This window comes from Bradyrhizobium sp. MI1.4 (genome assembly GCF_055811315.1).
Map to the genome: position 1 here is coordinate 42,913 of NZ_JBVVPP010000035.1, position 23,707 is coordinate 66,619.

The 23,707-nt window shown below is 64.5% G+C and carries 23 protein-coding genes; 13 read left to right on the top strand and 10 right to left on the bottom strand.

From position 1 onward, the window contains the following. The 7 genes from AC0L23_RS28195 to AC0L23_RS28225 all read left to right on the top strand — a co-directional run. Positions 1-237: hypothetical protein (locus tag AC0L23_RS28195; RefSeq protein ID WP_473357558.1), on the top strand; the 237-nt coding region annotated here is incomplete at its 5' end. A gap of 22 nt (positions 238-259) precedes the next feature. After that, entirely contained in the window at positions 260-748 is a 489-nt protein-coding gene (locus tag AC0L23_RS28200; RefSeq protein ID WP_007601366.1) for a c-type cytochrome, methanol metabolism-related, read from the top strand. Between the two features lie 59 nt (positions 749-807). Continuing rightward, entirely contained in the window at positions 808-1,917 is a 1,110-nt protein-coding gene (locus AC0L23_RS28205; RefSeq protein ID WP_018460307.1) for an S-(hydroxymethyl)glutathione dehydrogenase/class III alcohol dehydrogenase, read from the top strand. Between the two features lie 33 nt (positions 1,918-1,950). Further along, positions 1,951-2,514 carry an S-(hydroxymethyl)glutathione synthase gene (gfa, locus tag AC0L23_RS28210; protein WP_018460308.1) on the top strand — a complete coding sequence of 188 codons (564 nt, stop codon included), beginning with the start codon at positions 1,951-1,953 and terminating at the stop codon, positions 2,512-2,514. 641 nt (positions 2,515-3,155) lie between these two features. Continuing rightward, the gene (locus tag AC0L23_RS28215; RefSeq protein ID WP_007601363.1) at positions 3,156-3,608 is read left to right on the top strand and encodes a (2Fe-2S)-binding protein; all 453 of its coding nucleotides are present in this window, start codon (positions 3,156-3,158) and stop codon (positions 3,606-3,608) included. 1 nt (position 3,609) lies between these two features. After that, on the top strand, positions 3,610-5,922 hold the full coding sequence (locus tag AC0L23_RS28220) for a xanthine dehydrogenase family protein molybdopterin-binding subunit (protein ID WP_085384846.1): 2,313 nt from the start codon (positions 3,610-3,612) through the stop codon (positions 5,920-5,922). 57 nt (positions 5,923-5,979) lie between these two features. Beyond that, positions 5,980-6,240 (top strand): hypothetical protein, encoded by a 261-nt coding sequence (locus tag AC0L23_RS28225; RefSeq protein WP_018460310.1) that lies wholly within the window; start codon positions 5,980-5,982, stop codon positions 6,238-6,240. 306 nt (positions 6,241-6,546) lie between these two features. Here the strand turns inward: AC0L23_RS28225 and AC0L23_RS28230 are convergent, their stop codons facing one another. From AC0L23_RS28230 to AC0L23_RS28250, 5 genes are all read right to left on the bottom strand, one after another. Next, positions 6,547-8,274, bottom strand: coding sequence for a methanol/ethanol family PQQ-dependent dehydrogenase (locus AC0L23_RS28230; RefSeq protein ID WP_018460311.1), 1,728 nt, complete (start codon positions 8,272-8,274; stop codon positions 6,547-6,549). Positions 8,275-8,390: 116 nt separating this feature from the next. After that, positions 8,391-9,044 (bottom strand): QcrA and Rieske domain-containing protein, encoded by a 654-nt coding sequence (locus tag AC0L23_RS28235; RefSeq protein ID WP_085384847.1) that lies wholly within the window; start codon positions 9,042-9,044, stop codon positions 8,391-8,393. Between the two features lie 264 nt (positions 9,045-9,308). Next, positions 9,309-9,773, bottom strand: a complete 465-nt coding sequence (locus tag AC0L23_RS28240; RefSeq protein ID WP_085350559.1) for a group III truncated hemoglobin — start codon at positions 9,771-9,773, stop codon at positions 9,309-9,311. A gap of 139 nt (positions 9,774-9,912) precedes the next feature. Then, a complete protein-coding gene (locus AC0L23_RS28245) occupies positions 9,913-10,764 on the bottom strand; it encodes a 3-hydroxybutyryl-CoA dehydrogenase (protein WP_085350558.1) in 852 nt (283 codons plus the stop codon). Positions 10,765-11,022: 258 nt separating this feature from the next. Beyond that, complete coding sequence (locus AC0L23_RS28250; RefSeq protein ID WP_085384848.1) at positions 11,023-12,501, bottom strand: FAD-binding oxidoreductase; 1,479 nt, start codon at positions 12,499-12,501, stop codon at positions 11,023-11,025. 222 nt (positions 12,502-12,723) lie between these two features. Here AC0L23_RS28250 and hisC point away from each other — a divergent pair, with 222 nt between their 5' ends. After that, the gene (gene hisC / locus AC0L23_RS28255) at positions 12,724-13,776 is read left to right on the top strand and encodes a histidinol-phosphate transaminase (RefSeq protein WP_085384862.1); all 1,053 of its coding nucleotides are present in this window, start codon (positions 12,724-12,726) and stop codon (positions 13,774-13,776) included. 222 nt (positions 13,777-13,998) lie between these two features. After that, positions 13,999-14,697, top strand: coding sequence for an ABC transporter permease (locus AC0L23_RS28260; RefSeq protein WP_085384849.1), 699 nt, complete (start codon positions 13,999-14,001; stop codon positions 14,695-14,697). Here the strand turns inward: AC0L23_RS28260 and AC0L23_RS28265 are convergent. After that, positions 14,671-15,480 carry an ABC transporter substrate-binding protein gene (locus tag AC0L23_RS28265; protein WP_085384850.1) on the bottom strand — a complete coding sequence of 270 codons (810 nt, stop codon included), beginning with the start codon at positions 15,478-15,480 and terminating at the stop codon, positions 14,671-14,673. The genes AC0L23_RS28260 and AC0L23_RS28265 overlap by 27 nt on opposite strands. 173 nt (positions 15,481-15,653) lie before the next feature. On the opposite strand from AC0L23_RS28265, the gene AC0L23_RS28270 reads away from it, so the two are divergent. From AC0L23_RS28270 to AC0L23_RS28280, 3 genes are all read left to right on the top strand, one after another. Further along, entirely contained in the window at positions 15,654-15,926 is a 273-nt protein-coding gene (locus AC0L23_RS28270; RefSeq protein ID WP_085384851.1) for a hypothetical protein, read from the top strand. A 327-nt stretch (positions 15,927-16,253) separates the two neighbouring features. Further along, positions 16,254-17,321: a hypothetical protein gene (locus tag AC0L23_RS28275; RefSeq protein WP_377791848.1), complete on the top strand. Its 1,068-nt coding sequence runs from the start codon at positions 16,254-16,256 to the stop codon at positions 17,319-17,321. A gap of 60 nt (positions 17,322-17,381) precedes the next feature. Continuing rightward, on the top strand, positions 17,382-17,648 hold the full coding sequence (locus tag AC0L23_RS28280) for a TonB-dependent receptor plug domain-containing protein (protein WP_198957639.1): 267 nt from the start codon (positions 17,382-17,384) through the stop codon (positions 17,646-17,648). 11 nt (positions 17,649-17,659) lie between these two features. Here AC0L23_RS28280 and AC0L23_RS28285 read toward each other — a convergent pair whose 3' ends face one another. After that, positions 17,660-18,976, bottom strand: a complete 1,317-nt coding sequence (locus tag AC0L23_RS28285; protein WP_085384854.1) for an alpha/beta hydrolase — start codon at positions 18,974-18,976, stop codon at positions 17,660-17,662. Positions 18,977-19,025: 49 nt separating this feature from the next. On the opposite strand from AC0L23_RS28285, the gene AC0L23_RS28290 reads away from it, so the two are divergent. Continuing rightward, the gene (locus AC0L23_RS28290) at positions 19,026-19,244 is read left to right on the top strand and encodes a hypothetical protein (RefSeq protein ID WP_143273219.1); all 219 of its coding nucleotides are present in this window, start codon (positions 19,026-19,028) and stop codon (positions 19,242-19,244) included. A gap of 7 nt (positions 19,245-19,251) precedes the next feature. On the opposite strand, the gene hutU is transcribed toward AC0L23_RS28290, so the two are convergent. From hutU to hutI, 3 genes are read right to left on the bottom strand one after another with little or no spacing between them, the layout of a single operon-like run. After that, positions 19,252-20,919, bottom strand: coding sequence for a urocanate hydratase (gene hutU / locus AC0L23_RS28295; protein WP_085350669.1), 1,668 nt, complete (start codon positions 20,917-20,919; stop codon positions 19,252-19,254). 13 nt (positions 20,920-20,932) lie between these two features. Then, the gene (hutH, locus tag AC0L23_RS28300) at positions 20,933-22,489 is read right to left on the bottom strand and encodes a histidine ammonia-lyase (RefSeq protein WP_377791677.1); all 1,557 of its coding nucleotides are present in this window, start codon (positions 22,487-22,489) and stop codon (positions 20,933-20,935) included. Then, on the bottom strand, positions 22,489-23,703 hold the full coding sequence (hutI, locus tag AC0L23_RS28305) for an imidazolonepropionase (RefSeq protein WP_018460326.1): 1,215 nt from the start codon (positions 23,701-23,703) through the stop codon (positions 22,489-22,491). Before hutI ends, hutH begins: the two co-directional genes overlap by 1 nt. Positions 23,704-23,707 lie beyond the last annotated feature (4 nt).

Genomic DNA, 23,707 nt, shown 5'->3' on the forward strand with positions numbered 1-23,707 from the left:
TTTTCGGCGGGTCTGGGGGGGGGTGTGTGCGTTGGCCTGGCGCGGCGCGGCCCCCCCCCGCCGCCGCCGCCCCCCCCCCCCCCCCCACACGCCACCCCCCCCCCCCCCCCCCCCCCCCCCCCCCCCCCCCCCCCCCACCCCCCAACCCCCCCCCCCCCCCCCCCCCCCGGCGGGGCCACCCCCCCCCCCCCCCGGCTCGTCTCACCGAATGCCTTCCGAGGAAAATCTCTTGCGTAAAATCTGCTCTGCCATTGCTGCGATGTTCTTGGTCGCGTCCGGGGGAATTGCCGTCGCGGACGGCTCAGGTGACCCGACCGCCGTCAAGCAGAACGAAACCGGCGAATGGTCCGACAAGGAAGGCAACCCAACCTACAAGATCACCGACGGATCCGTCGATTGGTACACCTATTCCGGATACCGCCGCTATCACTCGGACTGCCATGTGTGTCACGGCCCAGATGGCATGGGCTCGACCTACGCCCCGGCGTTGAAGGATTCGCTGAAGACGATGAGCTATGCCGATTTTCTCGGCGTCGTCGCCTCCGGCCGCAAGAACATCTCGACTGCCGCAGAGAACGTGATGCCGGCCTTCGGCGATAACCCGAACGTCGCCTGCTACATGGACGATCTCTACGTCTACCTGCGCGCCCGCTCCAACGAGGCCTGGGGCCGCACAAGACCCGGCAAGCACGAGGACAAGAACGACGCCTATACCAAGAACGAAGATTCGTGCATGGGCAAGAAATGAACGTGCGGAGCCCGACCAGACCTGGATCTGGGCGCCCTGCTGGAATTGAGGAGCTTAAGATGAAGACACGTGCCGCCGTCGCTTTCGAAGCCAAGAAGCCGCTCGAGATCGTCGAAGTCGATCTGGAAGGACCAAAGGTCGGCGAAGTCCTGGTCGAGATCAAGGCGACGGGCATCTGCCATACCGACGCCTACACGCTCGACGGCTTCGACAGCGAGGGAATTTTCCCGTCGATCCTGGGCCATGAGGGCGCGGGCATCATCCGCGAGATCGGTGCTGGCGTGACCTCGGTGAAGCCGGGCGACCATGTCATCCCGCTCTACACGCCGGAATGCCGGCAATGCAAAAGCTGCCTCAGCCAGAAGACCAATCTCTGCACCGCGATTCGCGCGACGCAGGGCAAAGGCGTCATGCCCGATGGTACCAGCCGCTTCTCCTACAAAGGCAAGCCGATCTACCACTACATGGGCTGCTCGACCTTCTCGAACTTCACCGTGCTGCCGGAGATCGCGGTCGCCAAGATCCGCGAGGACGCGCCGTTCGACAAGAGCTGCTACATCGGCTGCGGCGTCACCACGGGCGTCGGCGCCGTCGTCAACACCGCCAAGGTCGAGCCGGGCTCCAACGTGGTCGTGTTCGGCCTCGGCGGCATCGGCCTGAACGTGATCCAGGGCGCCAAGATGGCTGGCGCGGACAAGATCATCGGCGTCGACATCAACGACTCCAAGGAGGAATGGGGGCGCCGGTTCGGCATGACCGATTTCGTCAATCCCAAGAAGATCACCGGCGACATCGTCCCGCATCTCGTGACCCTGACCGACGGCGGCGCCGACTATACCTTCGACTGCACCGGCAACACCACAGTGATGCGCCAGGCGCTGGAAGCCTGCCATCGCGGCTGGGGCACCTCGATCATCATCGGCGTTGCCGAATCCGGCAAGGAGATCGCGACCCGCCCGTTCCAGCTCGTCACCGGGCGAAACTGGCGCGGCACCGCCTTCGGCGGCGCGCGGGGCCGCACCGACGTGCCGAAGATTGTCGACTGGTACATGAACGGAAAGATCCAGATCGACCCGATGATTACCCACACGCTCAAGCTCGAAGACATCAACAAAGGCTTCGACCTGATGCATGAGGGCAAGTCCATCCGTTCAGTCGTCGTGTTCTAGTTCGAAAAGCGTCACCCCAAGGAGGATCGACCCATGACTGTTGCACTCCATCCCTCGATCGATAACGGCATCAAACAGGGCAGCGGCAGCTTCGCCGGCGGCACGCTCGCATGCAAATGCAAGGACCATCAGGTCAAGGTCGCCGTCAAGGGCGACGTCGCGCATAATCACGCCTGTGGCTGCACCAAGTGCTGGAAACCGCAGGGGGCGAATTTCTCCGTCGTCGCCGTGGTACCCCGCCAGAACGTCACCGTGCTCGAGAACGGCGACAAGCTCCAGATCGTCGATCCATCGGCGACGATCCAACGCTACGCCTGCAAGGCCTGCGGCACGCACATGTACGGCCGCATCGAGAACAAGGATCACCCGTTCTACGGCCTCGACTTCATCCACCCCGAACTGTTCCAGGAGCAGGGTTCGCAGGCGCCGCAATTCGCCGCCTTCGTCTCGTCCGTGATCGAATCGGGCGTGAAGCCGGAGCAGATGGGCGGAATACGGGCTCGGTTCAAGGAGCTTGGACTTGAGCCCTATGATTGCCTGTCGCCGGCGCTGATGGACGCGATCGCGACCCACGTGGCGAAAGCCAAGGCCGCTTAAGCAAAGGCCGCCTGAGCAAAGGTCGCCTGACGTTTGCCGCGCCCGTCCGCTCGCGTTCCACCACCCCCAGCGAGCGGACGGAGCCGGCCCGGGACAATCGCGGCGATGCCGCCGCTTCTCAATTGCACTTGTGTGGGGACCGTCAGCTCCCTCAGTCCTGGTCTCTGAATGACTGCGCAGGGCCGCCGGCTTCCGGCTTGAAGTCCGCGGCCTGCGTTTCTCCCTCCCTCGACTGAGGCATCCTGCTTCGTCCGCACAGGTCTTCTGGCGGACGAAGCTCTTTTTTTACTGCGCCCATCTCGAGAGGCGCGCGGCGCGATGGGGCGCCCTGCTTTTGACAAACCTTCGTTGCAATCTTTTCCCGTCGAGAACAGCTGATTGGAAAACACTTGGCTGTGAACGCCAGACCGAAGCGATCCTGCTACGATCGCGTCGTGACGATGCCGCGCGAAATTCAATAATCAAGAACACGACGGGAGGTATCGAGCACATCCGGACATGACATTGGCATTCCTCTGAGTCCTGCCGGGATCTGCCCGCGCGGGAGGACGGCTGGAACGCGACGCCGCGCAGCGGGCATTGCACCGACCGGCATCTGGAAAATCTGAAATCGGCAAGCTTATGAAGAGCGAGGGACGATCATGATCAAGGTGAAGATCAATGGCCAGGAACAGAGCTGGGACGGCGACCCGGATCTCCCGCTACTCTGGTTCCTGCGCGACGAGGCCGGGCTGACCGGCACCAAGTTCGGCTGTGGCCAGGCCCTGTGCGGCGCCTGCACCGTTATCGTCGACAAGGAAGCCGTGCGCGCCTGCATCACGTCGATCAACGACGTCGCCGGCCGCGAGATCACGACGATCGAGGGACTGCATCCGAACGGCGATCACCCGGTGCAGAAGGCCTGGCGTCAGGTCAACGTACCCCAGTGCGGCTTCTGCCAGGCGGGCCAGATCATGCAGGCGGCTGCGCTGCTGATGGACAACCCGAAGCCGTCGCACGACCAGATCCGCGAGGCGATGTCCGGCAACATCTGCCGCTGCGGCTGCTACCAGCGCATCGAGAATGCGGTCCATCTCGCATCGACGGGAGTGTGACATGAATTTCATCGACAACCCGAAGAAGCTTCGTGGCTTCGAGAAGAACATCAAGGTCGAGAAGGTTTCGCGCCGCAGCATCCTGAAGGGGCTCGGCATCACCGGCGGCTTTGTGCTCGCGGCGCCCGTGATGTCGCGCCAGGCGTTCGCCTACGAGACCGGCGCCGGCAAGATGCCGCACGGCGTCGTGGTCGATCCGCGCGTATTCGTCGCGGTCGCGCCCGACGGCACCGTCACCATCCTCGCCCACCGCGCCGAGATGGGAACGGGCGTGCGCACCAGCCTGCCGCTGATCGTGGCCGAGGAGATGGAAGCCGACTGGTCACGGGTCAAGGTGGAACAGGCCCATGGCGACGAGGTCAAGTTCGGCAACCAGGACACCGACGGCTCGCGCAGCACGCGGCATTATCTGATGCCGATGCGCCAGATCGGTGCCTCCGCCCGTACCATGCTTGAGCAGGCCGCCGCGAAACGCTGGGGTGTGCCGGCAACCGAGGTCAAGGCCGTCAATCACGAAGTCGTCCACAGCGCGACGAGCCGCAAGCTCGGGTTCGGCGAGCTCGCAGCCGACGCTGCCAAGGAGTCGGTCCCGAGCATCGAAGGGCTCAAGCTGAAGGACCCCAAGGACTTCCGCTATCTCGGCAAGGGCCAGATCGGCATCGTCGATCTCCATGACATCACCACCGGCAAAGCGCGTTACGGCGCCGACGTGCGGCTGCCTGGCATGAAGTATGCCGTGATCGCGCGCCCGCCGGTGACCGGCGGCAAGTTGGTCTCGTTCGATCCGGACGCGGCGTTGAAGGTCCCGGGCGTGGAGAAGGTGATGGAGGTGCGCGGCTGGCCGTGGCCGTCGAAATTCCAGCCGCTCGGCGGCGTTGCCGTGATCGCGCGCAATACCGGCGCGGCGATCAAGGGTCGCGACGCGCTGAAGCTGACCTGGGACGATGGCGCCAACGGCAAATACGATTCCGTCGCCTACCGCAAGGAGCTCGAGGAGGCCTCGCGCAAGCCGGGCCTTGTGGTGCGCCAGGAAGGCGATGCCGAGGCTGCTCTGAAGGGCGCCGACAAGGTCGTCGTCGGCGAATATTATCTGCCGCATCTTGCTCATGTCAGCATGGAGCCGCCGGTGGCGGTCGCCGACGTCAAGGGTGACAAGGCGGAGATCTGGGCGCCGGTGCAAAGCCCGGGCGGTACGCGCGAGGACGTCGCGAAGACGCTCGGCATTCCCGAGGGCAATGTCACGGTCAACGTCACGCTGCTCGGCGGCGGTTTCGGCCGCAAGTCGAAATGCGACTTTGCGCTCGAGGCCGCGTTGCTGTCGAAGGAGCTCGGCGTACCCGTCAAGGTGCAGTGGACGCGCGAGGACGACGTCCGCCACGATTTCCTGCACACGGTCTCCGTGGAACGGATCGAGGCGGGGCTCGACAAGAGCGGCAAGGTGATCGCCTGGCGCCATCGCAGCGTGGCCCCGAGCATCGCCTCGACGTTCGCGGCGGGTGCAAAGCATGAGGCGCCCTTCGAGCTCGGCATGGGCCTCGTCGACATGCCGTTCGAGATCGCTAACATCTCCTGCGAGAACCCGGAAGCCGCGGCGTTCACCCGCATCGGCTGGTTCCGCTCGGTCTCGAACATCCCGCGCGCCTTCGCGGTCCAGTCGATGGTGGGCGAGATCGCCCATGCGACCGGCCGCGACCAGAAGGAGACGCTGCTCGCGCTGATCGGGAGCCCGCGCATCGTCAAGCCCGCCGTGAAGGACATGTGGAACTACGGCGAGCCCTTGGACAGCTATCCGATCGACACCGCGCGCCTGCGCAAGGTGGTCGAGCTGGTCGCCGAGAAGGGCGAATGGGGCCGTCAAGTGCCGAAGGGCCATGGCCTCGGCATCGCCGTGCACCGCAGCTTCGTCAGCTATATCGCGACCATCGTCGAGGTGGCCGTCGACGACAAGGGCAAGCTGGCGGTGCCGCGGGTGGACACCGCCATCGACTGCGGCACCTATGTCAACCCCGAGCGCATCGCCTCCCAGATCGAGGGCGCGGCGATCATGGGGCTCAGTCTCGCCAAATACGGCGAGATCACCTTCAAGGACGGCAAGGTGCAGCAGAAGAACTTCGACGACTTCCAGGTCCTCAGGATCGACGAATCCCCTGCCGTGACCAACGTCTACATCGTGCCGCCAGGACCCGACACGCCGCCGAGCGGCGTGGGCGAGCCTGGCGTCCCGCCATTCGCGCCGGCGCTGATGAACGCCATCTTCGCCGCGACCGGAAAGCGCATCCGCAGCCTTCCGCTCGGCAAGCAATTGGAAGCGTAAAGGCGGGAACACAAGGCGGCCTCGCGCCGTTTGCATCGATCTGACAGGAGCAGATCGATGACCCATATCCCAAAGGCGCTCGCAGTCTCGTTGCTGTCGAGCGCCTTTCTTTTGACGGCCACTGGCGCATACGCCCAGAGCAACACCACGCCGCCGACAACGGCGACGCGCCCCAGCACGCCGGACCAGAACTCGCTGCCCAACGCCAATGCCACGCCGCCCTCGACCACCCAGACTACCGGGCAGCACAATCCCGATCCCAAGGTTCGCGAGATGAACCAGAAGGAAAAGGACAAGGTCGAGCGCGAGGGGAAGTAGCGATCTGAGCATCGGCGTTTTGACATCGCGATTATCGGCTCTACTTCTTCGCCGAAGCGCATCGATGTGCCCTCTTTCCTTGCGGGAGAGGGCAGCGACGCCAGTTGCCACGATCACGCGTGGGTGGGGGGTATGCCTGCGCGGGTCCGCACATTGAGACGCGCGGATAGAACCCCTCATCCGGCGCTTCGCGCCACCTTCTCCCGCAGGGGAAGAAGGGACAACGCCCACGCAAAATGCGGCGGACGTTGCCGTCCGCCGCATTTGCCCCCTGACACTCCGCTTCTTTCGATCCGCCAGCGGAGCCTATTTCTTCAGCGCGAACACCCAGATCACGCCGCCCTGCGGCACGTTGGCTTCGATGCCGATATTGTTGGTCACGAGGGCATCCTGGATGCGCTGCGCATCCACGCCCCATCCCGACTGGATCGCGATGTATTGCGTACCGTCGATCTCATAGGACACCGGCATGCCCATGATACCGGAGTTGGTCTTCTGCTCCCACAGCAGCTCGCCACTCTTGGCGTTGAAGGCGCGGAAGTTGCGGTCGTTGGTGCCGCCCACGAAGACGAGATCGCCCGCGGTCGCCGTCACCGATCCGAACAGCTGCGATTTCGGGAAGTTGTGTTGCCACATCTTCTTGCCCGTAACGGGGTCCCAGGCCTGGAGCTCGCCGAAATGATCCGCCCCGGGCTTCGTCTTCAGCCCGATGTCCTCCGGCTTGGTGCCGAGCCAGAGTTCGCCGGGCTTGAGCGGAACCTTCTCGCCGGTGAACCCGCCGCAGAAATTCTCGTTGGCGGGCACGTAGACGAGGCCGGTCTTCTGGCTGTAGGCCGCCGAGGGCCAATCCTTGCCGCCCCACAGCGACGGACAGAACTCCACGCGCTTGCCGACCATCGGCTTGTGCGCGGGATCGACGATCGGCCTGCCACTCTCGGCGTCGATGCCCTTCCAGACGTCGGTGGAGACGAACGGCCAACCGGCGACGTAGTTGATCTTGGTCGGCGTGCGCTCGAGTATCCAGAAGATCGCATCGCGTCCCGGATGGACCAGGCTCTTGATGTTGCGACCGTCGCGTTGCAGGTCGATCAACATCGGCGCTTCGACCTCATCCCAATCCCAGGAATCGTTCTGGTGATACTGATGATAGGTCTTGATCTTGCCGGTGTTCGGATCGAGCGCGAGCACCGACGAGGTATAGAGATTGTCGCCCGGATGCATCTCGCCGGGCCAGGGCGCGGCGTTGCCTACGCCCCAATAGATCGTCTTGGTGTCCTTGTCGTAATTGCCGGTCATCCAGGCCGAGCCGCCGCCGTTCTTCCAGTCCTCGCCCTGCCAGGTGTCGTGGCCGGGTTCGCCTTCGCCCGGAATCGTATAGGTCCGCCAGAGCTCCTTGCCGTCCTTGGCGTCATAGGCGGCGACATAGCCGCGCACGCCGAACTCGCCGCCGGAGCCGCCCACGATGACCTTGCCGTCGACGATCAGCGGCATCAGGGTCATGTACTGGCCCTTCTTGTAATCCTGAACCTTGGTGTCCCACACCACCTTGCCGGTCTTGGCGTCGAGCGCGACGACATGGTCGTCGGTGGTGGCCAGATAGAGCTTGTCCTCCCAGAGGCCGACGCCGCGACTGGTCGGATGCAACTGGAACAGGTCGTCGGGGAGCTGCCGCTTGTAGCGCCAATATTCGTCGCCGGTCTTGGCGTTCAGCGCGATCACCTGGCCCATCGGGGTCGCCACGAACATCACGCCGTTGTTGACGATCGGCGGCGCCTCGTGACCTTCGACCACACCGGTCGCGAAAGTCCAGACCGGGGTGAGGTTCTTCACATTCGAGGTGTTGATCTGGTCGAGCGGGCTGTAGCCCTGCCCGTCATAGGTCCGCCGGTAAAGCATCCAGTTGGCGGGCTCCGGGTTTTCCAACCGCTGCGCGGTAACCGGCGCGTAGTTCTCGATCGGGCCTGACATGGCGGCGGTCGATGCAAGACACGTGAAGGCGACGAAGCCGGACAGTAACCATTGCTTCCTGGTCATGGACGTTCCCCTTTTTTATCCGTTTGAATTCTTGTTTTGAATTCTTGTCGTTCGTCCCGTCGTCCGCCAATCGGCGGATGCGGCCTCTCGTGACGCGGGCACAACCCGCACGCCCATCATCCCGGCTGCGCGCCACCTACCTTTCCGATGAAGTTTCCGGCGACGCTGAGCGAGCCGTCAGCCAGCGCCAGCGGCAGCGCAGCGAGCCGTCGCGGCGCCGGCCCGAACACGACCTGTGCGCCCGCGCGAGGATCGTATTCGGAGTTGTGGCACATGCATTTGAGCACTTCCTTGTCGCCGACATCGCTCTTCACCCAGGCCGTGACAGGACAGCCGGCATGCGAGCAGATTGCCGAATAGGCGAGGATGCCGTCGACAGCGCGCGCTTTCGTCTGCTCGTCGAGCTCGGTGGGGTCAAGGCGGATGATCAGAATCTCATTGAGGCGCGAGGCGCTGCGCACGACCGATGTCTTCGGATCTTTCGGCCAGGCATGCACCGGCGGTCCGCCGGCCGACAGAGCGGCCGCGGTGACGGGCTTTCCCTCCTGATCGCCTTCGGAGAACACGAGCAGATCGCCCTTCTGAGGCCGTTCGTCGGAGCCGGGCGCATCCTCGCCCGCGTGGACCTGCGTGGAACAGGCGAGGCACGCCGTGGTGGCCAGCGCATTCATCAACAGCGCCCGCCGGGTTTGCTCCGTGCAGGTGTCAGCGTCGGATTCCGCTGTGTTGTCGGAGGATGAAGAGGATGTGTTGAACGATGCACGCGACATGCCCGCAAGCAGGCGCTGGAACTCTGCCGAAAAAAAGGCAAAGATTTTTTCCCGCAGTGCATCACATGGTTATGCTCGCACTGATTGAACGCGAACACGCGCATTTACGCGCATTTTTCTAATTGCAACGTCACGCTACGCGACCGGCATGATGATTTTGCAGATCAGATCAATGCTGCCGGTATTGGTGCAATGCGCCGACGCTCGGCGCCATCGTAGCGCCATCAGCGCGGCTGCGCATTTCTCAGGCAGGCGTTTTGTGTTCTAGGAGCGGAGCACGTGACGCGGCGCAGCGATACGTCCGGCCAACGTTGCCGACGCCATCTCAAAACTGTCGGCGATGCGGCGCGCCCTGTCGATGAAGAGCGCGGCTGCCGGCGGCGGGCAGACCTCGCGCGCCGTCTGTTCGAACAAATCGAGCCAGCGGTCGAAATGATCCCCGATCAGGTTCAGTGGAATATGCGCCCGCATCGGTGAACCATGGTAGCGGCCGCTCATCAGCACGACCGACGACCAGAAATCCCGGAGCTTGGCCAGGTGCTCGTCCCAATTCTGCACGATCGCGAACACCGGCCCCAGCAGCTCATCCTCGCGCACGCGCCCGTAGAAGCGGGTGACGAGTTCCCCGATCATCTCTTCGGTGATCCCCGTGCGCTCGATTGCATCCTGGGTCAGCAAATTCCGCCGCGCGGTCGCAGCCTCGCGCTCGGTCTTCAGTCGATCCGACATGTCCCTTGTTATCCGTTCCGTTGTTCCCGCAGGCCGCCCGTTCGACATTGTCGGGCCGATTGCGCGCGGCGTCTTTGTCGCAGCGCAAATCGCGGTGTCTGGCGGCGAGCACACTCAACGCCCGCCGCCCGCGCCGTTGTCAGGCGCTGTAGGTATAAAAGCCCTGCCCCGTCTTGCGGCCGAGATGGCCGGCATCGACCATTTCCTTGAGCAAGGGGGCCGGACGGTATTTGGGGTCGTTGAAGCCTTTGTAAAAGACCTCCATCACCGACAACATGGTGTCGAGCCCGACGAGATCGGCGAGCGCCAACGGGCCGATCGGATGGTTGCAGCCGAGCTTCATGCCGGCATCGATCTCTTCCGCCGTCGCAATCCCCTCCTGCAGCGCGAAGATCGCCTCGTTGATCATCGGACAAAGGATGCGGTTGACGGCAAAGCCCGGGCTGTTCTTGGCCGTGATCGCCACCTTGCCGACGCGCTTGGCAAAATCGAGCGCCTTGGCGTGGGTGTCGTCGGAGGTCTGCAAGCCGCGGATGAGTTCCAGCAGCGCCATGACTGGAACCGGATTGAAGAAGTGCATGCCGATGAATCGGTCGGGACGGTCGGTCGCCGCGGCGAGCTTCGTGATCGAGATCGACGAGGTGTTCGTGGCGAGCAGCGTGCGTGGCGACAGCGTCGCACAGAGATCCTTCAGGATCTTGACCTTGAGTTCCTCGTTCTCGGTCGCGGCCTCGATGACGAGATCGCAATCGACGAGCTTGGCGCGGTCGGTGGTGCCGGTGATGCGCTTGAGCGTGGCGTCGCGATCGCCCGCCGACATCTTCTCCTTCTTGACCAGGCGCTCGAGGCTGCCGCCAACCGTCGAAATCCCGCGGTTCACTGCCGCATCGGAAATATCGACCATCACGACCGAAAGCCCGGCCGCGGCACAGATCTGCGCGATGCCGTTCCCCATGGTGCCTGCCCCGATGATGCCAACGCTTTGGATCATTGCCTCAAATCCTTCATCCTTGCGGACGTGCCATGCCGGCCCGCCCCTTTGTTCCTGCATCAGGGTCTAGCACCGCCCCCGGGCGGGTGCGACCTGATCCTGTTCCTTCCTTAAAGCATCCAAGGCGGGAATAAAGCCGCCTTTCGGCCGCCACACGGCATGATTTGACGCCCCCGGCTGTTTGGCCCGGCCTATCCGCGGCATCCGTCTCCGTGAGCGCCGAGCGTTCGGGAGCACCGGACTTGAGGTGGGCACAGCTCAACCGAGACGAAGCACCTTGCCCGGATTCATGATGTTCTTGGGATCGAGCGCCCGCTTGATCGTGCGCATGATGTCGAGCTCGGTCCGAGAGCGATAGTGCTGGAGCTCGTCGAGCTTCTCAATGCCGATGCCATGTTCCGCCGAGATCGAGCCGCCCATGGAGGTGACGAGGTCGTTGACGGCCCGTGTGATGGCCGCGGAATATTGGGACAGTGTACCGAGATCCATGCCCTTCGGACCCATGAAGGAGAAGTGCACATTGCCGTCTCCGATGTGGCCGAGCGGATAGGGGCGGATCGCCGGCAGGATTGCGAGTACGGCCTCGAAACCGCTGGCGATAAACTCGGGAATCCTGGAGACCGCCACCGACACGTCGTAGCTCAAGCCCGGACCTTCGGTGCGCGATGCCTCGGCCACGCTCTCGCGAATCCGCCACATGTTGCGCGACTGCGCTTCGGTTTGCGCGATCACCGCATCCAGCACCCGGCCCGCCTCGAGTTGGTCGGCCAGGAACTGCTCCATCCTGTCCGACATGCCCGTGCCTCCGTCCTGTCGTGGCCGGGCCGATGACCATTCGAGAAGGAGATACCATTCGGTCTCGGCCTTGAGGGGATCCTGGGTGCCGGGAATGTGGCGCAGCACCATGTCGGTGCACGCGCGGCTGATGAGCTCACAGGAGCCGACATTGTCATCGGAAGCGGCATGCGCCTCCGACAGAAGGTCGATGGCTGCCTTGGGATCGCGAATTGCGAGCCATGCCGTGCACACGTCTTTCGGCGCCGGCCAGAGTTTCAGCACCGCCTTGGTGATGATGCCGAGCGTCCCTTCGGCGCCCATGAACAGATGCTTGAGGTCATAGCCGGTGTTGTCCTTCTTGAGTGCGCGCAGGCCGTCCCAGATATCGCCGTTAGCCAGCACGACCTCGAGACCCAACACCAGATTTCGCGCATTGCCATAACGCAGCACCTGCACGCCGCCAGCATTGGTGGACAGATTGCCTCCGATCATGCACGAGCCCTGAGCACCGAGGCTGAGCGGAAAGAGGCGGTCGTGGCGCGCGGCTGTGTCCTGAAGCGTCTCGAGGATGCAGCCCGCCTCCACAGTCATGGCATAGCCGACGGGATCGATATTCAGCACCTGGTTCATGCGACCAAGCGACAGCACGATGCCGCGGTGCATGGGCCACGGCGTGGCACCGCCCATCAGGCCGGTGTTGCCACCTTGCGGAACGATGGCAATGCCGTTGTCGTAGCAGAGCTTGACGACAGCGGAGACTTCCGCGGTGATGGCCGGACGCACGATCGCCGCGGCCTGCCCCGCCAGCGTGCCGCGCCAGTCGGTCACGAAGGGCAGCTTGTCCTGCTCGTCCACGATCAGGCCTTTGTCGCCGACGATGGCCCGCAAGCGGTCGAGAACGGCTGACGTCACCGGCGCGCTCGGAATCGAGGGGGCGGTGGGAAGGGCTGCACCCGGCATGTGTTCCTCTCTTTTCGGCCGTTGCGCGCCTTGGGGCGCGCCGGCCTTCGTTCTTTTTCATTCTGGGCGGTGGTGCAATGACCCTAGCATAGGGGTCGCGCTTGCGGGAACGTCTCCGGCAGTAAGCCTCGTGCGGATTTGCCTGCAATGCTGAACGCAGGCGCACTTCCACCGGGCTCCCGCATACCCTACTGTGCCCCGATCAAATTCGGATTGGAGCTCATGAGCCGTTTCTGGAGTCCAGTCGTCCACACGCTTTCGCCCTATGTCCCCGGCGAGCAGCCCAAGCAGGACGGCATCGTCAAGCTCAATACCAACGAGAATCCCTACCCGCCCTCGCCGCGCGTGCTGGCGGGGATCGCATCGGCCGCAGAGCGGCTGCGCCTTTATCCCGATCCGCGCGCAACGCGCCTGCGCGAGGCCATCGCGGCCCATTGCGATGTGGCGCCCGAGCAAGTGTTCGTCGGCAACGGCTCCGACGAGGTGCTGGCCCACACCTTCCAGGCACTTCTGAAGCACGAACCACCGCTTCTATTCCCCGACGTCACCTACAGCTTCTACCCTGTCTATTGCGGCCTCTATGGAATAACGCATGACGAGGTGCCGCTCGATGCTGCGATGAGGATCGATATCTCCAACTACAGGCGACCATCGAGTGCCATCCTCCTCTGCAATCCGAACGCTCCTACCGGCATCGCCCTTCAGCGCGACGCAATCGCATCGCTGCTGGCCGAACAGCAGGACCGGCTGGTGGTGGTGGACGAGGCCTATGTCGATTTCGGCGCCGAGAGCGCCGTGCCGCTGGTTGCACGCCACGACAATCTGCTGGTTATCCAGACTTTCTCGAAGTCGCGCTCGCTCGCTGGCCTGCGGGTTGGTTTTGCAATCGGCCAACGACCGCTGATCGAAGCGCTGGAACGGGTGAAGGACAGCTTCAACTCCTATCCGCTCGATTGCCTCGCGATCGCCGGCGCCGTCGCCGCGATCGAGGACGACGGCTGGTTCCGAGACACCCGTGCCCGTATCATCGCAAGCCGCGAAACCTTGGCCCGCGATCTCAGACAACTCGGCTTCGATGTGCTGCCGTCGCTCGCCAACTTCGTTTTCGCGCGCCATCGAAGCCGGAGCGGAGCAGATCTCGCGGCAGCGCTTCGCCAGCGTGGCGTTCTGGTGCGGCATTTCGGAAAGCCGCGCATCGAGGACTTTCTGCGCATCACGGTCGGGACGGAGGCCGAGTGTGCCCGGCTTGTTGAAGTGCTGCGCGGCTTGATTTGAGCACCAACGGTCCCCGCATCGGGCAACGTCAAACGATGAGGCCGAACGCCACTTCGGGCCATGCCGCGCAAGGCTTTGATCTCCGGTCAAATTCGGGGTACCAAACCGCTCCGCCGCTGCCTTGCATGACGATGCCCTCAGGGAAATATACGTGAATCACCTCCGCAGTCCCGAAATCCGCGCACCCGAGGCATCGTGGCGGGCGCCGAAGCTCGGGCACGGATGAACGACTTCGCGCGATCCATCGGCGCCGCATTCACACTGATCGGCGAGGCCGACGCAGAGCTTTTGGGCATCGTCGGGCTGTCGGTGCGCGTCAGCCTGACCGCCAGTATCCTCGCCCTTCTGATCGGGGCGCCGTTCGGGGCGCTGCTTGCGATCACCCGGTTCCGTGGGCGGCAGGTCATCATCGTCCTGACCAATGCCTTGCTTGGCCTTCCGCCGGTCGTGGTCGGGCTCGCGCTCTATCTTCTGCTGTCGCGCTCCGGCCCGCTCGGGGCCGCCGGCCTGTTGTTCACGCCAGCGGCCATGGTGGTCGCGCAGACGCTGCTCGCCACACCCATCGTGGTCGCACTGGTGCACCGGCCGGCGAGCCTGCTGTGGGCGGAGTATGGCGACCTGGCGCGGATCGACGGGCTGTCAACGCTACGCAGCATCGGCTTGCTGTTCGCGCTGGGCCGGACCTCGCTGCTGACGGCCTTTCTCGCAGCCTTCGGGCGCGCGATCGCCGAGGTCGGCGCCATCCTCATCGTCGGCGGCAACATCCGCGGTTTCACGCGCACGATGACGACGGCGATCGCGCTGGAGACCAGCAAGGGCGACCTGCCGCTGGCGCTCGGGCTCGGGTTGATCCTGCTCGCACTCAGCGTCGCAGTGTCGACCATCGCCTTCCTGCTAGTGGGACGCGTCGGGGAAAAATAGCTGCTCGCCCCCGATCTTGTAGCCGGCGATGGTCTCCTGCCCCCCAGGAGAGATCAGCCAGTCGATGAAGGCCTGCCCGTCCCGCGCCTTCACGTTCATATGCTTGGCCGGATTGACCAGCATGACGCCGTACTGGTTGAACAGCCGCTTGTCGCCTTCGGTGAGGACGGCGAGCTCGCCGCGATTCTTGAATGACAACCAGGTGCCGCGGTCCGACAGGAGATAGGCGTTCAACGACGACGCCATGTTGAGTGCCGGGCCCATGCCCTGCCCGATCTCGCGATACCAGCTGTCCTTGGCGGCACCGAGGTCGATGCCTGCCTCCTTCCACAGCCGCAGTTCGGCCGCGTGCGTGCCGGACTTGTCGCCGCGCGAGATGAACGGCGCCTTCACGGCCGCGATCTTGCGCAGCGCCTCGGCCACGTCCTTGCCGCCGGCGATCTTGGCGGGATCGCTCTTCGGCCCGACAATGACGAAGTCGTTGTACATGACGTCGAAGCGCTTCACGCCCTCGCCTTCGGACATGAACTTGTCTTCGGCGGGCTTGTCATGGACGAACACGACGTCTGCATCGCCGCGCCGTCCGATGTCGAGCGCCTGGCCCGTGCCGACGGCCACGACCTTCACGTCGATGCCCGTGGCCTTCGAGAATAGCGGCAGCAAATAGCCGAACAGGCCCGACTGTTCCGTTGATGTCGTCGAGGCCACGGTGATGGCGCGCTCCTGCGCGATTGCGATCGTGGACCAGAGCAGAACCGCTCCGAGAGTCATAATCCTTTTCATGCCTCGTCCTTACACCAGATGCCCGATGTTCCAAACTCTGCCGTCGATAGAGCCGCACAGGGAACCTCGACAAGCGCCTCAGCGCGCTTGGTCATCATCCTCGCGACGCCCCCCTGTGAGGAACGTCCGCTCCGCGGGCAAGTTGTCCTCGAGTCAACCCAGGAGGAAACCAGATGAAGAAGATCATTTTGGCATCCGCATGCATCATGGCGCTGGCGACCGGCGGCGCCTTCGCTCAGACACAACCCGCCCCAGGCGCATCCGGCCAGGGCGACGTGGGCCCCTCGTCGCGGGGCCCCGCGACCAAGGGCATGACGACCGGCGCGTCGTCGAACATGCAGAACGAGGCCGCCGACAGCAAGGGCAAGCAGACTCCGTCGGCCGGCGGCAGCAACACCAATAACATGGGCAGCCAGGCCGGCGGCGGCGCTGGCTCCGGAAAGTAGCCTGGCATCGATCGGAAATTCTGGAGAGGGGGCGATCGTCCCCTCTCCAGAAGTCTTCGTTGCATCAAAGCTTGTCGACGTCATACGCGAAGGTCTTGGTGTCGAACGAAGCGTATTGACGGTACTGCACCTTGATTACGGTCACGTCGATTACACTTACGTCGGCATTACAGTCACGCCGACTAAATTGCAGCCGTGCGCTCTGAAAAGCGTGAATGTTCTGCAATTGGTCCCACCTACATTGACATCAGTGTGACAGCCGGGGATTTTTACATTGCTGGCGAATCAGCGATGGCCTCAAGCCGAGTACCTCTTGGACAACTCCCAGTGCTTTCGAGACTGATATCGTTGCTGCGCCGCATTCCCGCGGTGAAATGGGCGTTCGCGCGGCTTCGGCCCGCGCCGCATGGCGGCAGCATCGACGTCGCGCCTGAGACGGCAGACGCCTCACCCGGCATTGTTGCCGAAATTGCAGACACGGCTCCGGCTCTCGACACCAGCATCAGCGCGGATCCGTCGCACTGCGACGCCGCCGTCGCGGCTTCAGCCGTCGAAGACGACGCCTCCAGCCCTGTCATCGCGGAGAGCCCGTCGGAAACGCTAGCCGATGTCAGCGGCAGCGACGATTCATCCCAAGAGACGCCGACGGAAGTCGAGCCGATCGTCGTGGAAGCTTCGGTTGCGACCATCGACGTCGAGCGCGAGCCGGTTGACGTCCCCGAACCCATCATCAACAGCGATCCAACTTCCGAACTCGCGGACGACGTTGAGCCCGTCGTCGCGGAGAAGGCCTCTTCTGTCGATGTCGAGGTCGCTCCGGTTGACGCTATCGCTCTGGTCGTCGACGTGGATACTTTCTCGACTCTGGACGACATGTGTGTCGCGTTCGCCGATCGCGATATCTCGCGGGAGCATGTCCCTGAGGATAGCATCGAGAGCGATCCCTCCCCCGGCGCCGCCGAAGACTCCACCGAGACCCTCGGCGTCGTCACAACTATCGAGCCGGCTCCGGCCCTCGTGTCTCCGGCTCCGGAGATCCCGTATGCACGGAAAGCTCGCGCGAGAGCCGCAGAGCCCGCCGACCGCGGCGCGCTGATCCGGCAGCGCTGGGCGGAGACCGGGATCAGGATGTGGAATCCGCGCCTCCACGGCGTCGGTGATGCCACGCTGAACATCCAGGGCAGCGTCGGGCTGCTGCCGCCCGCGCCCGGCGAGACGATGCCGCGCTACGACAAGCTGGAATTCCGGATGCTCGGCGGACAGATCGTCTGCGAAGGCGTGATTGTCGAAGCCCCCGCACATGCAAGCCAGCGCAGTTTTACGCCGCTCGCCGAGCCGGGGAAACTCGATCCGGTCCGCGAATTAACGCGGAAACGCCAAGCCGCTCTCGCCTGACCCTTTATTCCAGCGACGACCAGCCCATGCTAGGCTAACGCCCTGAATTTGGGAGATCGCATGCGCGCAAAATCTTTGCGACTGGTCGTGATTGCCGCCCTCTGCGTCTCGCAAGGAGCCTTCGCCGCATCCAGTAAACGCCATGCGCCCACGACCGATCAGGCCTCATCCTACAAGGCCGACCGCCTCTCCTCTTCGCGCGGAGAGACGATCCTCAACACGCCCGGCCAGACCACCGTGCTGACGCGAGAGGTCCTCGACGACAAGAACGCCACGAGCCTCAAGGACGCCATGCGCTCGACCGCCGGCGTGACAATCGGGCGCTAGGCCACTTTCGCTCAGGGGATAGGATAGCCCTTCCAGACCCACTCCAGCGCCGACGGCAGCGTCTGCGCGATCGTGGGACGGTCGACGTGCTTGGCGTTGCGTACGAACAGAAACTGATAGTGGTAGCCCTTCTCCGCCAGCACCTTGGCCATCAGCGCGTTGGAGAGGGTCCAGTCGTGCATGCCGTCGGGAATAGTGGGGTTCGGATAGAACAGGTCCTGGTCGCCGCCGAAGAACCAGAACCGGATCGGCTTGGTCGGCGCAGCGACGATCAGCGGCAGGCCGGGCGGCTCGGCCGGCGTGAGCACGCCCGCCTTGGAGATGAGATTGGGTGTGGCCGGCCCCGTCCATGCGCTGTGATACTCCCAGGCACCGCCGCGCAGCGACGGGTCATGCGGCCATTGCTGGTTGACCATGGTCGGCGAGAACGCCAGCACGCGGTGATAGAGATCCGGATAGAACCACGCCATGGTGAAGGCTGCCACACCGCTCGAACTCAGCCCCATGGTCGCACGCCCGTCGGGATTTCTGGTCAGCTTGACATCGGCGTTCTTTTCGACCAGCGGCAGCACTTCACGCTCGACGAACTGCGCGTAGGCACCTGACACCGCGTCATATTCGCGGCCACGCTGACTGCCCTGTGCGTCCTGCCCGCCATTGCCGATCTGAATCGCGATCATCGGCGGCACGCGGCGCTGCGCAATCAGATTGTCGAGCGTGACGGCGAGGTCCTTGTAGGCGTTGGAGCCGCCGTCGCCGACCACGATGAACGGCGCCTCGCTGCCGCGCACATATTGCGCCGGCACATAGACGTCGATGGTGCGCGACCAGACGCCGGGATGGCTGGTGGTGACGATCATGTGCGACTTGTCGTCCGGCGCCGTGACGGTCGTCATGATCGAGGAATTGGTGCAGCCGGCGGCGTCATCGCGGATCAGGCCAGGATTGTAGATGGTGCTCTCCTTCGACGACAGCGTGAAGGACTTTGTCGTCCCACGCGGCACGCCCTCCTTCGCGATCGTCTCCGGCGCAGGATTGTGGGTGGGACCGATGATGAAATTGCCCTCGGCACCCGGTGGCGGCAGCGTTCCGTCAGGAAGCTCTGTGGCGCGTGGATAATTGGGATTGGATGGATCGCGCGTCGGAGGCGCCGTCTTGAAGTCAAGACCCGTCGTATCAATGAAGAACGGGCCCGCCTTGTCGGTGGTGTTGGCCCCAGGCGGCACGGCCATGTTCTGGGTGACGCAGGCCGGCTGCGAGAAGGCAATCGAAGTGAAGGAGACGACGGAAATCAGCGTCCCCGCAAGGACGGAGAATGATTTGGTCATTTCAGCTCCCGATACCGACGAGTCTTTCTGGCTCGCCTTGGCGCAAAGTATGACGAGCCGACTGTGCGCGGTCAAACCTCAGCCGGCCGCGTTGCGGCTATGGCCGCCATGCTCAAAACGGGCAGGCACGGTTACTCCAGGCCGGCTGGGATGCGACTTCATCCAGGGCTACTACTTCGCAAAGCCCATGCACGGCGACGCGATCGACGAGTATCTCGCAAAGGAACGCCAGCGCCTCGGCAGCGCCGAAGCCAGGGTCGTGGCCTAAGTCGCGCCTAGCGCAGGCTCGGCAGGTCGAGCCCTTTGTCGCGGGCGCAGCCGATCGCGGTGTCGTAGCCCGCGTCGGCGTGGCGCATGACGCCGCTGGCAGGGTCGTTCCAGAGCACGCGCGCGATCCGCTTCGCCGCTTCCGGCGTACCGTCGGCGACGATCACCATGCCGGCATGCTGGGAATAGCCGATGCCGACGCCGCCACCGTGATGCAGCGACACCCAGGTCGCGCCGCTGGCGCAATTGAGCAGGGCGTTGAGCAAGGGCCAGTCGGACACAGCGTCCGACCCGTCCTTCATCGCTTCGGTTTCGCGGTTGGGGCTCGCCACTGAACCGCTGTCGAGATGATCGCGGCCAATCACGATGGGTGCCTTCAATTCGCCGCGCGCCACCATCTCATTGAAGGCAAGGCCCAGGCGATCGCGATCGCCGAGCCCGACCCAGCAGATCCGCGCCGGCAGGCCCTGGAACTTGATGCGCTCCCTGGCCATGTCGAGCCAATTGTGCAGATGCTTGTCGTCAGGCATCAGCTCCTTGACCTTGGCGTCGGTCTTGAAGATGTCCTCGGGATCGCCCGACAGCGCGGCCCAGCGGAACGGCCCGACGCCGCGGCAGAACAAGGGACGGATATAGGCGGGAACGAAGCCGGGAAAATCGAAGGCATTCTTCAGGCCCATGTCCTGCGCCATCTGGCGAATATTGTTGCCATAGTCGAGGGTCGGAATGCCCAGTGCATGGAAATCCAGCATGGCCTGGACGTGCTCAACCATCGAGGTCTTCGAGGCGCGCTCCACGGCCTTGGGGTCGGCAGCGCGCTTGGCTTCCCACTCGGCGAGCGTCCAGCCCTTCGGCAAATAGCCGTTGATCGGATCGTGCGCGCTGGTCTGATCGGTGACGATGTCGGGCCTGACGCCACAGCGGACCAGCTCGGGAAAAATCTCCGCGGCATTGCCGAGCAGGCCGACCGAGACCGCCTTCTTCGTCTTCGCTGCGTCGGCCATGATCGCAAGCGCCTCGTCCAGCGTTGCGGCCTGGCGATCGAGATACCCGGTGCGCAGACGCATCTCGATGCGGCTCGGCTGGCATTCGACCGCCAGCATCGAGGCCCCGGCCATGGTCGCAGCCAGCGGCTGCGCGCCGCCCATGCCGCCGAGACCGGCCGTCAAAATCCATTTGCCGGCGAGGCTGCCGCCATAGTGGCGGCGGCCAACTTCAACGAAGGTTTCGTAGGTGCCCTGCACGATGCCCTGGCTGCCGATATAGATCCAGGAACCCGCCGTCATCTGGCCGTACATCATCAGGCCCTTGCGATCGAGCTCGTTGAAATGATCGAGCGTCGCCCAGTGCGGCACGATGTTCGAATTCGCGATCAGGACACGCGGTGCATCGGCGTGGGTCCGGAAAACGCCGACCGGCTTGCCGGACTGGACCAGCAGCGTCTGGTCGTCCTCGAGCTCGCGCAGCGAAGCAACGATCCGGTCAAAGCTCTCCCAGTCGCGCGCGGCGCGGCCGATGCCGCCATAGACGACGAGCTCGCTCGGACGTTCTGCAACGTCGGGATCGAGATTGTTCATGAGCATGCGCAAGGGAGCTTCCGTCAACCAGCTCTTGGCGCTGATTTCGCTGCCGCGGGGCGCGCGGATGGTGCGTTCATTGTCCAGTCGGCGGTTCATGCGGAACACCTCGTCAGGCAAGTGTCGGAAACGGGTCGGTTGAAAGCTCGGCGAGCGCCGCAGCCGGCAGCGCGTCGGCTTCGACCAGCGCTGCAGCCCTGGCGAGATCGCCGGCCATGTAGCGGTCGGCGCCGAGCTGCGGCACCTGCTCGCGCAGTGCGGCGATGACGGCGGCGAGCGGCGCGCTGGTCGCATGCGGCGCGCGCAGCGTGATGCCTTGGGCGGCGACCAGCAGCTCAATGCCCAGGATGGTGGCGAGATTGTCCGCCATGTCAGACAGGCGCCGTGCAGCATGCGCGGCCATCGAGACATGGTCTTCCTGATTGGCGCTGGTCGGCGTCGAATCGATCGAGCACGCGGCCGCGCGCTGCTTGTTCTCGGCATAGAGTGCGGCCGCCGTCACCTCGGCGATCATGAAGCCGGAATTGATACCGGGATCGGGAGTGAGGAACGGCGGCAGGCCGAAATTGAGCGCGGGATCGACCAGCGTCGCGATGCGCCGCTCGCTGATCGCGCCGATCTCCGACAGCGCCAGCGCGATGGTATCCGCGGCAAAGGCCACCGGTTCGGCATGGAAATTGCCGCCAGAGACGATCTCGCCAGTCTCGACCAGGACGAGCGGATTGTCGGTGACGGCATTGGCCTCGATGATCAGCGTCCGCGCCGCCTGCACGATCAGGTCGAGCGCCGCGCCTGCGACCTGCGGCTGACAGCGCAGGCAATAGGGATCCTGCACGCGCTCGTCGCCTTCGAGATGCGACAGGCGGATGTCGCTGCCGTCGAGCAGCGCCATCAAGGTTGCCGCGGCCGCGATCTGTCCCGAATGGCCGCGCAGCGCCTGGATTTCGGGGCGGAACGGCGCCGTCGAAGCCATCGCGGCATCGACCGACAGCGCGCCGGTGACGAGCGCGGCGCGGGCCAGGCGAAATGCGCGCAGCACGCCGGAGACGGCGTAGGCAGTGGAGAATTGCGTGCCGTTGATCAGCGCGAGCCCTTCCTTGGGACCGAGCGTCAGTGGCGGTAGGCCGGCTGCGGCGAGCGCGTCGCTGCCTGATACGCTCTTGCCGTCGACGAACGCCTGTCCTTCGCCGATCATCACAGCGGTCATATGCGCGAGCGGCGCGAGATCGCCAGAAGCACCGACCGAACCCTGCTGCGGCACCAGCGGTGAGACGCGCCGCGCCAGCATGGCCTGCAGCTGCTCGATCACCTCGCGGCGCACGCCGGAAGCACCGCGCCCGAGCGAGATGATCTTCAGCGCCATCATCAGCCGGACAATCGGCTCGGGCGTCGCCGCACCGACGCCGCAGCAATGCGAGACGATGAGATTGCGCTGGAGCAGCGCGGTCTGGTCAGGTGGAATCCGCTTCGACGCCAGCTTCCCGAAGCCGGTGTTGATCCCGTACACGGGGACGTCGGCTCGCGCAGCCCTTGCAACGATCCCCGCGGCCGCGTCGACGCGCGGCCAGAACGAGGGATCGAGAACGACAGATGCGCCTTCGAGCACGCGCGCGAGATCGTCGAGGCTAACCGTTCCCGGCTTGACGACGATCGCTGCGCTCTCCTCCATCACTGTCCCCTCCACACCCGGCGGTGAAGCGGATTGAAGCCGATACGGTACACCAGCTCGGCGGGGCGATCGATGTCCCAGATCGCAAGGTCGCACCATTTGCCGGCCTCTAACGTGCCGGTATCATTGAGCACGCCGAGCGCTCGCGCGCCTTCGCGGGTGACACCCACAAGGCACTCGGCCACATTCATCCGGAACAGCGTCGCGCCCATGTTCATGGCGAGCAGCAGCGAGGTCAGCGGCGAGCTGCCCGGATTGCAGTCGGTCGCGAGCGCCATGGCAACGCCGTGCTTGCGGAACGCCTCGACCGGCGGTTTTTGCGTCTCGCGGATGAAGTAGAAGGCGCCGGGCAGAAGCACGGCCACCGTTCCGGCCTTCGCTATCGCCGCTGCACCGGCTTCGTCGGTGTGCTCGAGGTGATCGGCCGAGAGCGCCGAGAATTTTGCGGCGAGCGCAGCCCCGCCGAGATTCGAGAGCTGGTCAGCATGCAGCTTAACCGGAAGTCCGAGCCGCCTCGCCGTCTCGAACACCCGCCCCGTCTGCTCGCCGGAAAATGCGATCCCCTCCATGAAGGCATCGACGGCATCGGCGAGGCCCGCCTTCGCGACCGCCGGCAACATCTCCCTGCAGACGAGATCGATGTAGCGATCCTTGTCGCCATCGGCCTCTGGCGGCAGCGCATGCGCGCCGAGAAACGACGTGCGGATCGCGACCGGCCGCTGACGGCCCAGGCTTCGCGCGGCGGCCAGCTGCCGCATCTCGGTCTCGGTGTCCAAGCCGTAGCCGGACTTGATCTCGACCGTGGTGGCACCCTCGGCAATCAGCGCATCGAGCCGCGGCAGCGCGTGTGCTACGAGCTCGGCCTCGCTTGCCTTGCGCGTCGCGGCCACTGTCGAGACGATACCGCCGCCGGCGCGCGCGATCTCTTCGTAGCTCGCGCCCTTCAGGCGCAGCTCGAACTCATGGGCGCGGTTACCGCCATAGACCAGATGGGTGTGACAGTCGACGAGACCGGGCGTGATCCAGCGCCCTCCGCAATCGATCCGGTCGGCTGCATCGGCGCTCGCCGGAAAATCGGTCTGCGAACCCGCATAAGCGATACGGCCGCCGCGCGCGGCGATCACGCCGTGCTCGATCTCACCGAGATCGGGACCATCGGCCCGCATCGTGGCGAGCCGGGCGTTATGCCAGATCCGGTCGAAGCGTTCTGCCATGCAA

What these genes read in the sequence shown, in the direction of transcription:
- hisC (WP_085384862.1), top strand. Translation starts at nt 12,724, where the DNA reads ATGAGCCGTTTCTGGAGTCCAGTCGTCCACACGCTTTCGCCCTATGTC.
- AC0L23_RS28285 (WP_085384854.1), bottom strand. Translation starts at nt 18,976, where the DNA reads ATGACCAAATCATTCTCCGTCCTTGCGGGGACGCTGATTTCCGTCGTC.
- AC0L23_RS28230 (WP_018460311.1), bottom strand. Translation starts at nt 8,274, where the DNA reads ATGACCAGGAAGCAATGGTTACTGTCCGGCTTCGTCGCCTTCACGTGT.
- AC0L23_RS28265 (WP_085384850.1), bottom strand. Translation starts at nt 15,480, where the DNA reads ATGAAAAGGATTATGACTCTCGGAGCGGTTCTGCTCTGGTCCACGATC.
- hutU (WP_085350669.1), bottom strand. Translation starts at nt 20,919, where the DNA reads ATGAACCGCCGACTGGACAATGAACGCACCATCCGCGCGCCCCGCGGC.
- AC0L23_RS28290 (WP_143273219.1), top strand. Translation starts at nt 19,026, where the DNA reads ATGACGAGCCGACTGTGCGCGGTCAAACCTCAGCCGGCCGCGTTGCGG.
- AC0L23_RS28215 (WP_007601363.1), top strand. Translation starts at nt 3,156, where the DNA reads ATGATCAAGGTGAAGATCAATGGCCAGGAACAGAGCTGGGACGGCGAC.
- AC0L23_RS28235 (WP_085384847.1), bottom strand. Translation starts at nt 9,044, where the DNA reads ATGTCGCGTGCATCGTTCAACACATCCTCTTCATCCTCCGACAACACA.
- AC0L23_RS28240 (WP_085350559.1), bottom strand. Translation starts at nt 9,773, where the DNA reads ATGTCGGATCGACTGAAGACCGAGCGCGAGGCTGCGACCGCGCGGCGG.
- AC0L23_RS28280 (WP_198957639.1), top strand. Translation starts at nt 17,382, where the DNA reads ATGCGCGCAAAATCTTTGCGACTGGTCGTGATTGCCGCCCTCTGCGTC.
- AC0L23_RS28250 (WP_085384848.1), bottom strand. Translation starts at nt 12,501, where the DNA reads ATGCCGGGTGCAGCCCTTCCCACCGCCCCCTCGATTCCGAGCGCGCCG.
- AC0L23_RS28260 (WP_085384849.1), top strand. Translation starts at nt 13,999, where the DNA reads ATGAACGACTTCGCGCGATCCATCGGCGCCGCATTCACACTGATCGGC.
- AC0L23_RS28205 (WP_018460307.1), top strand. Translation starts at nt 808, where the DNA reads ATGAAGACACGTGCCGCCGTCGCTTTCGAAGCCAAGAAGCCGCTCGAG.
- AC0L23_RS28220 (WP_085384846.1), top strand. Translation starts at nt 3,610, where the DNA reads ATGAATTTCATCGACAACCCGAAGAAGCTTCGTGGCTTCGAGAAGAAC.
- AC0L23_RS28270 (WP_085384851.1), top strand. Translation starts at nt 15,654, where the DNA reads ATGAAGAAGATCATTTTGGCATCCGCATGCATCATGGCGCTGGCGACC.
- AC0L23_RS28245 (WP_085350558.1), bottom strand. Translation starts at nt 10,764, where the DNA reads ATGATCCAAAGCGTTGGCATCATCGGGGCAGGCACCATGGGGAACGGC.
- hutI (WP_018460326.1), bottom strand. Translation starts at nt 23,703, where the DNA reads ATGGCAGAACGCTTCGACCGGATCTGGCATAACGCCCGGCTCGCCACG.
- AC0L23_RS28225 (WP_018460310.1), top strand. Translation starts at nt 5,980, where the DNA reads ATGACCCATATCCCAAAGGCGCTCGCAGTCTCGTTGCTGTCGAGCGCC.
- AC0L23_RS28200 (WP_007601366.1), top strand. Translation starts at nt 260, where the DNA reads ATGTTCTTGGTCGCGTCCGGGGGAATTGCCGTCGCGGACGGCTCAGGT.
- gfa (WP_018460308.1), top strand. Translation starts at nt 1,951, where the DNA reads ATGACTGTTGCACTCCATCCCTCGATCGATAACGGCATCAAACAGGGC.
- hutH (WP_377791677.1), bottom strand. Translation starts at nt 22,489, where the DNA reads ATGGAGGAGAGCGCAGCGATCGTCGTCAAGCCGGGAACGGTTAGCCTC.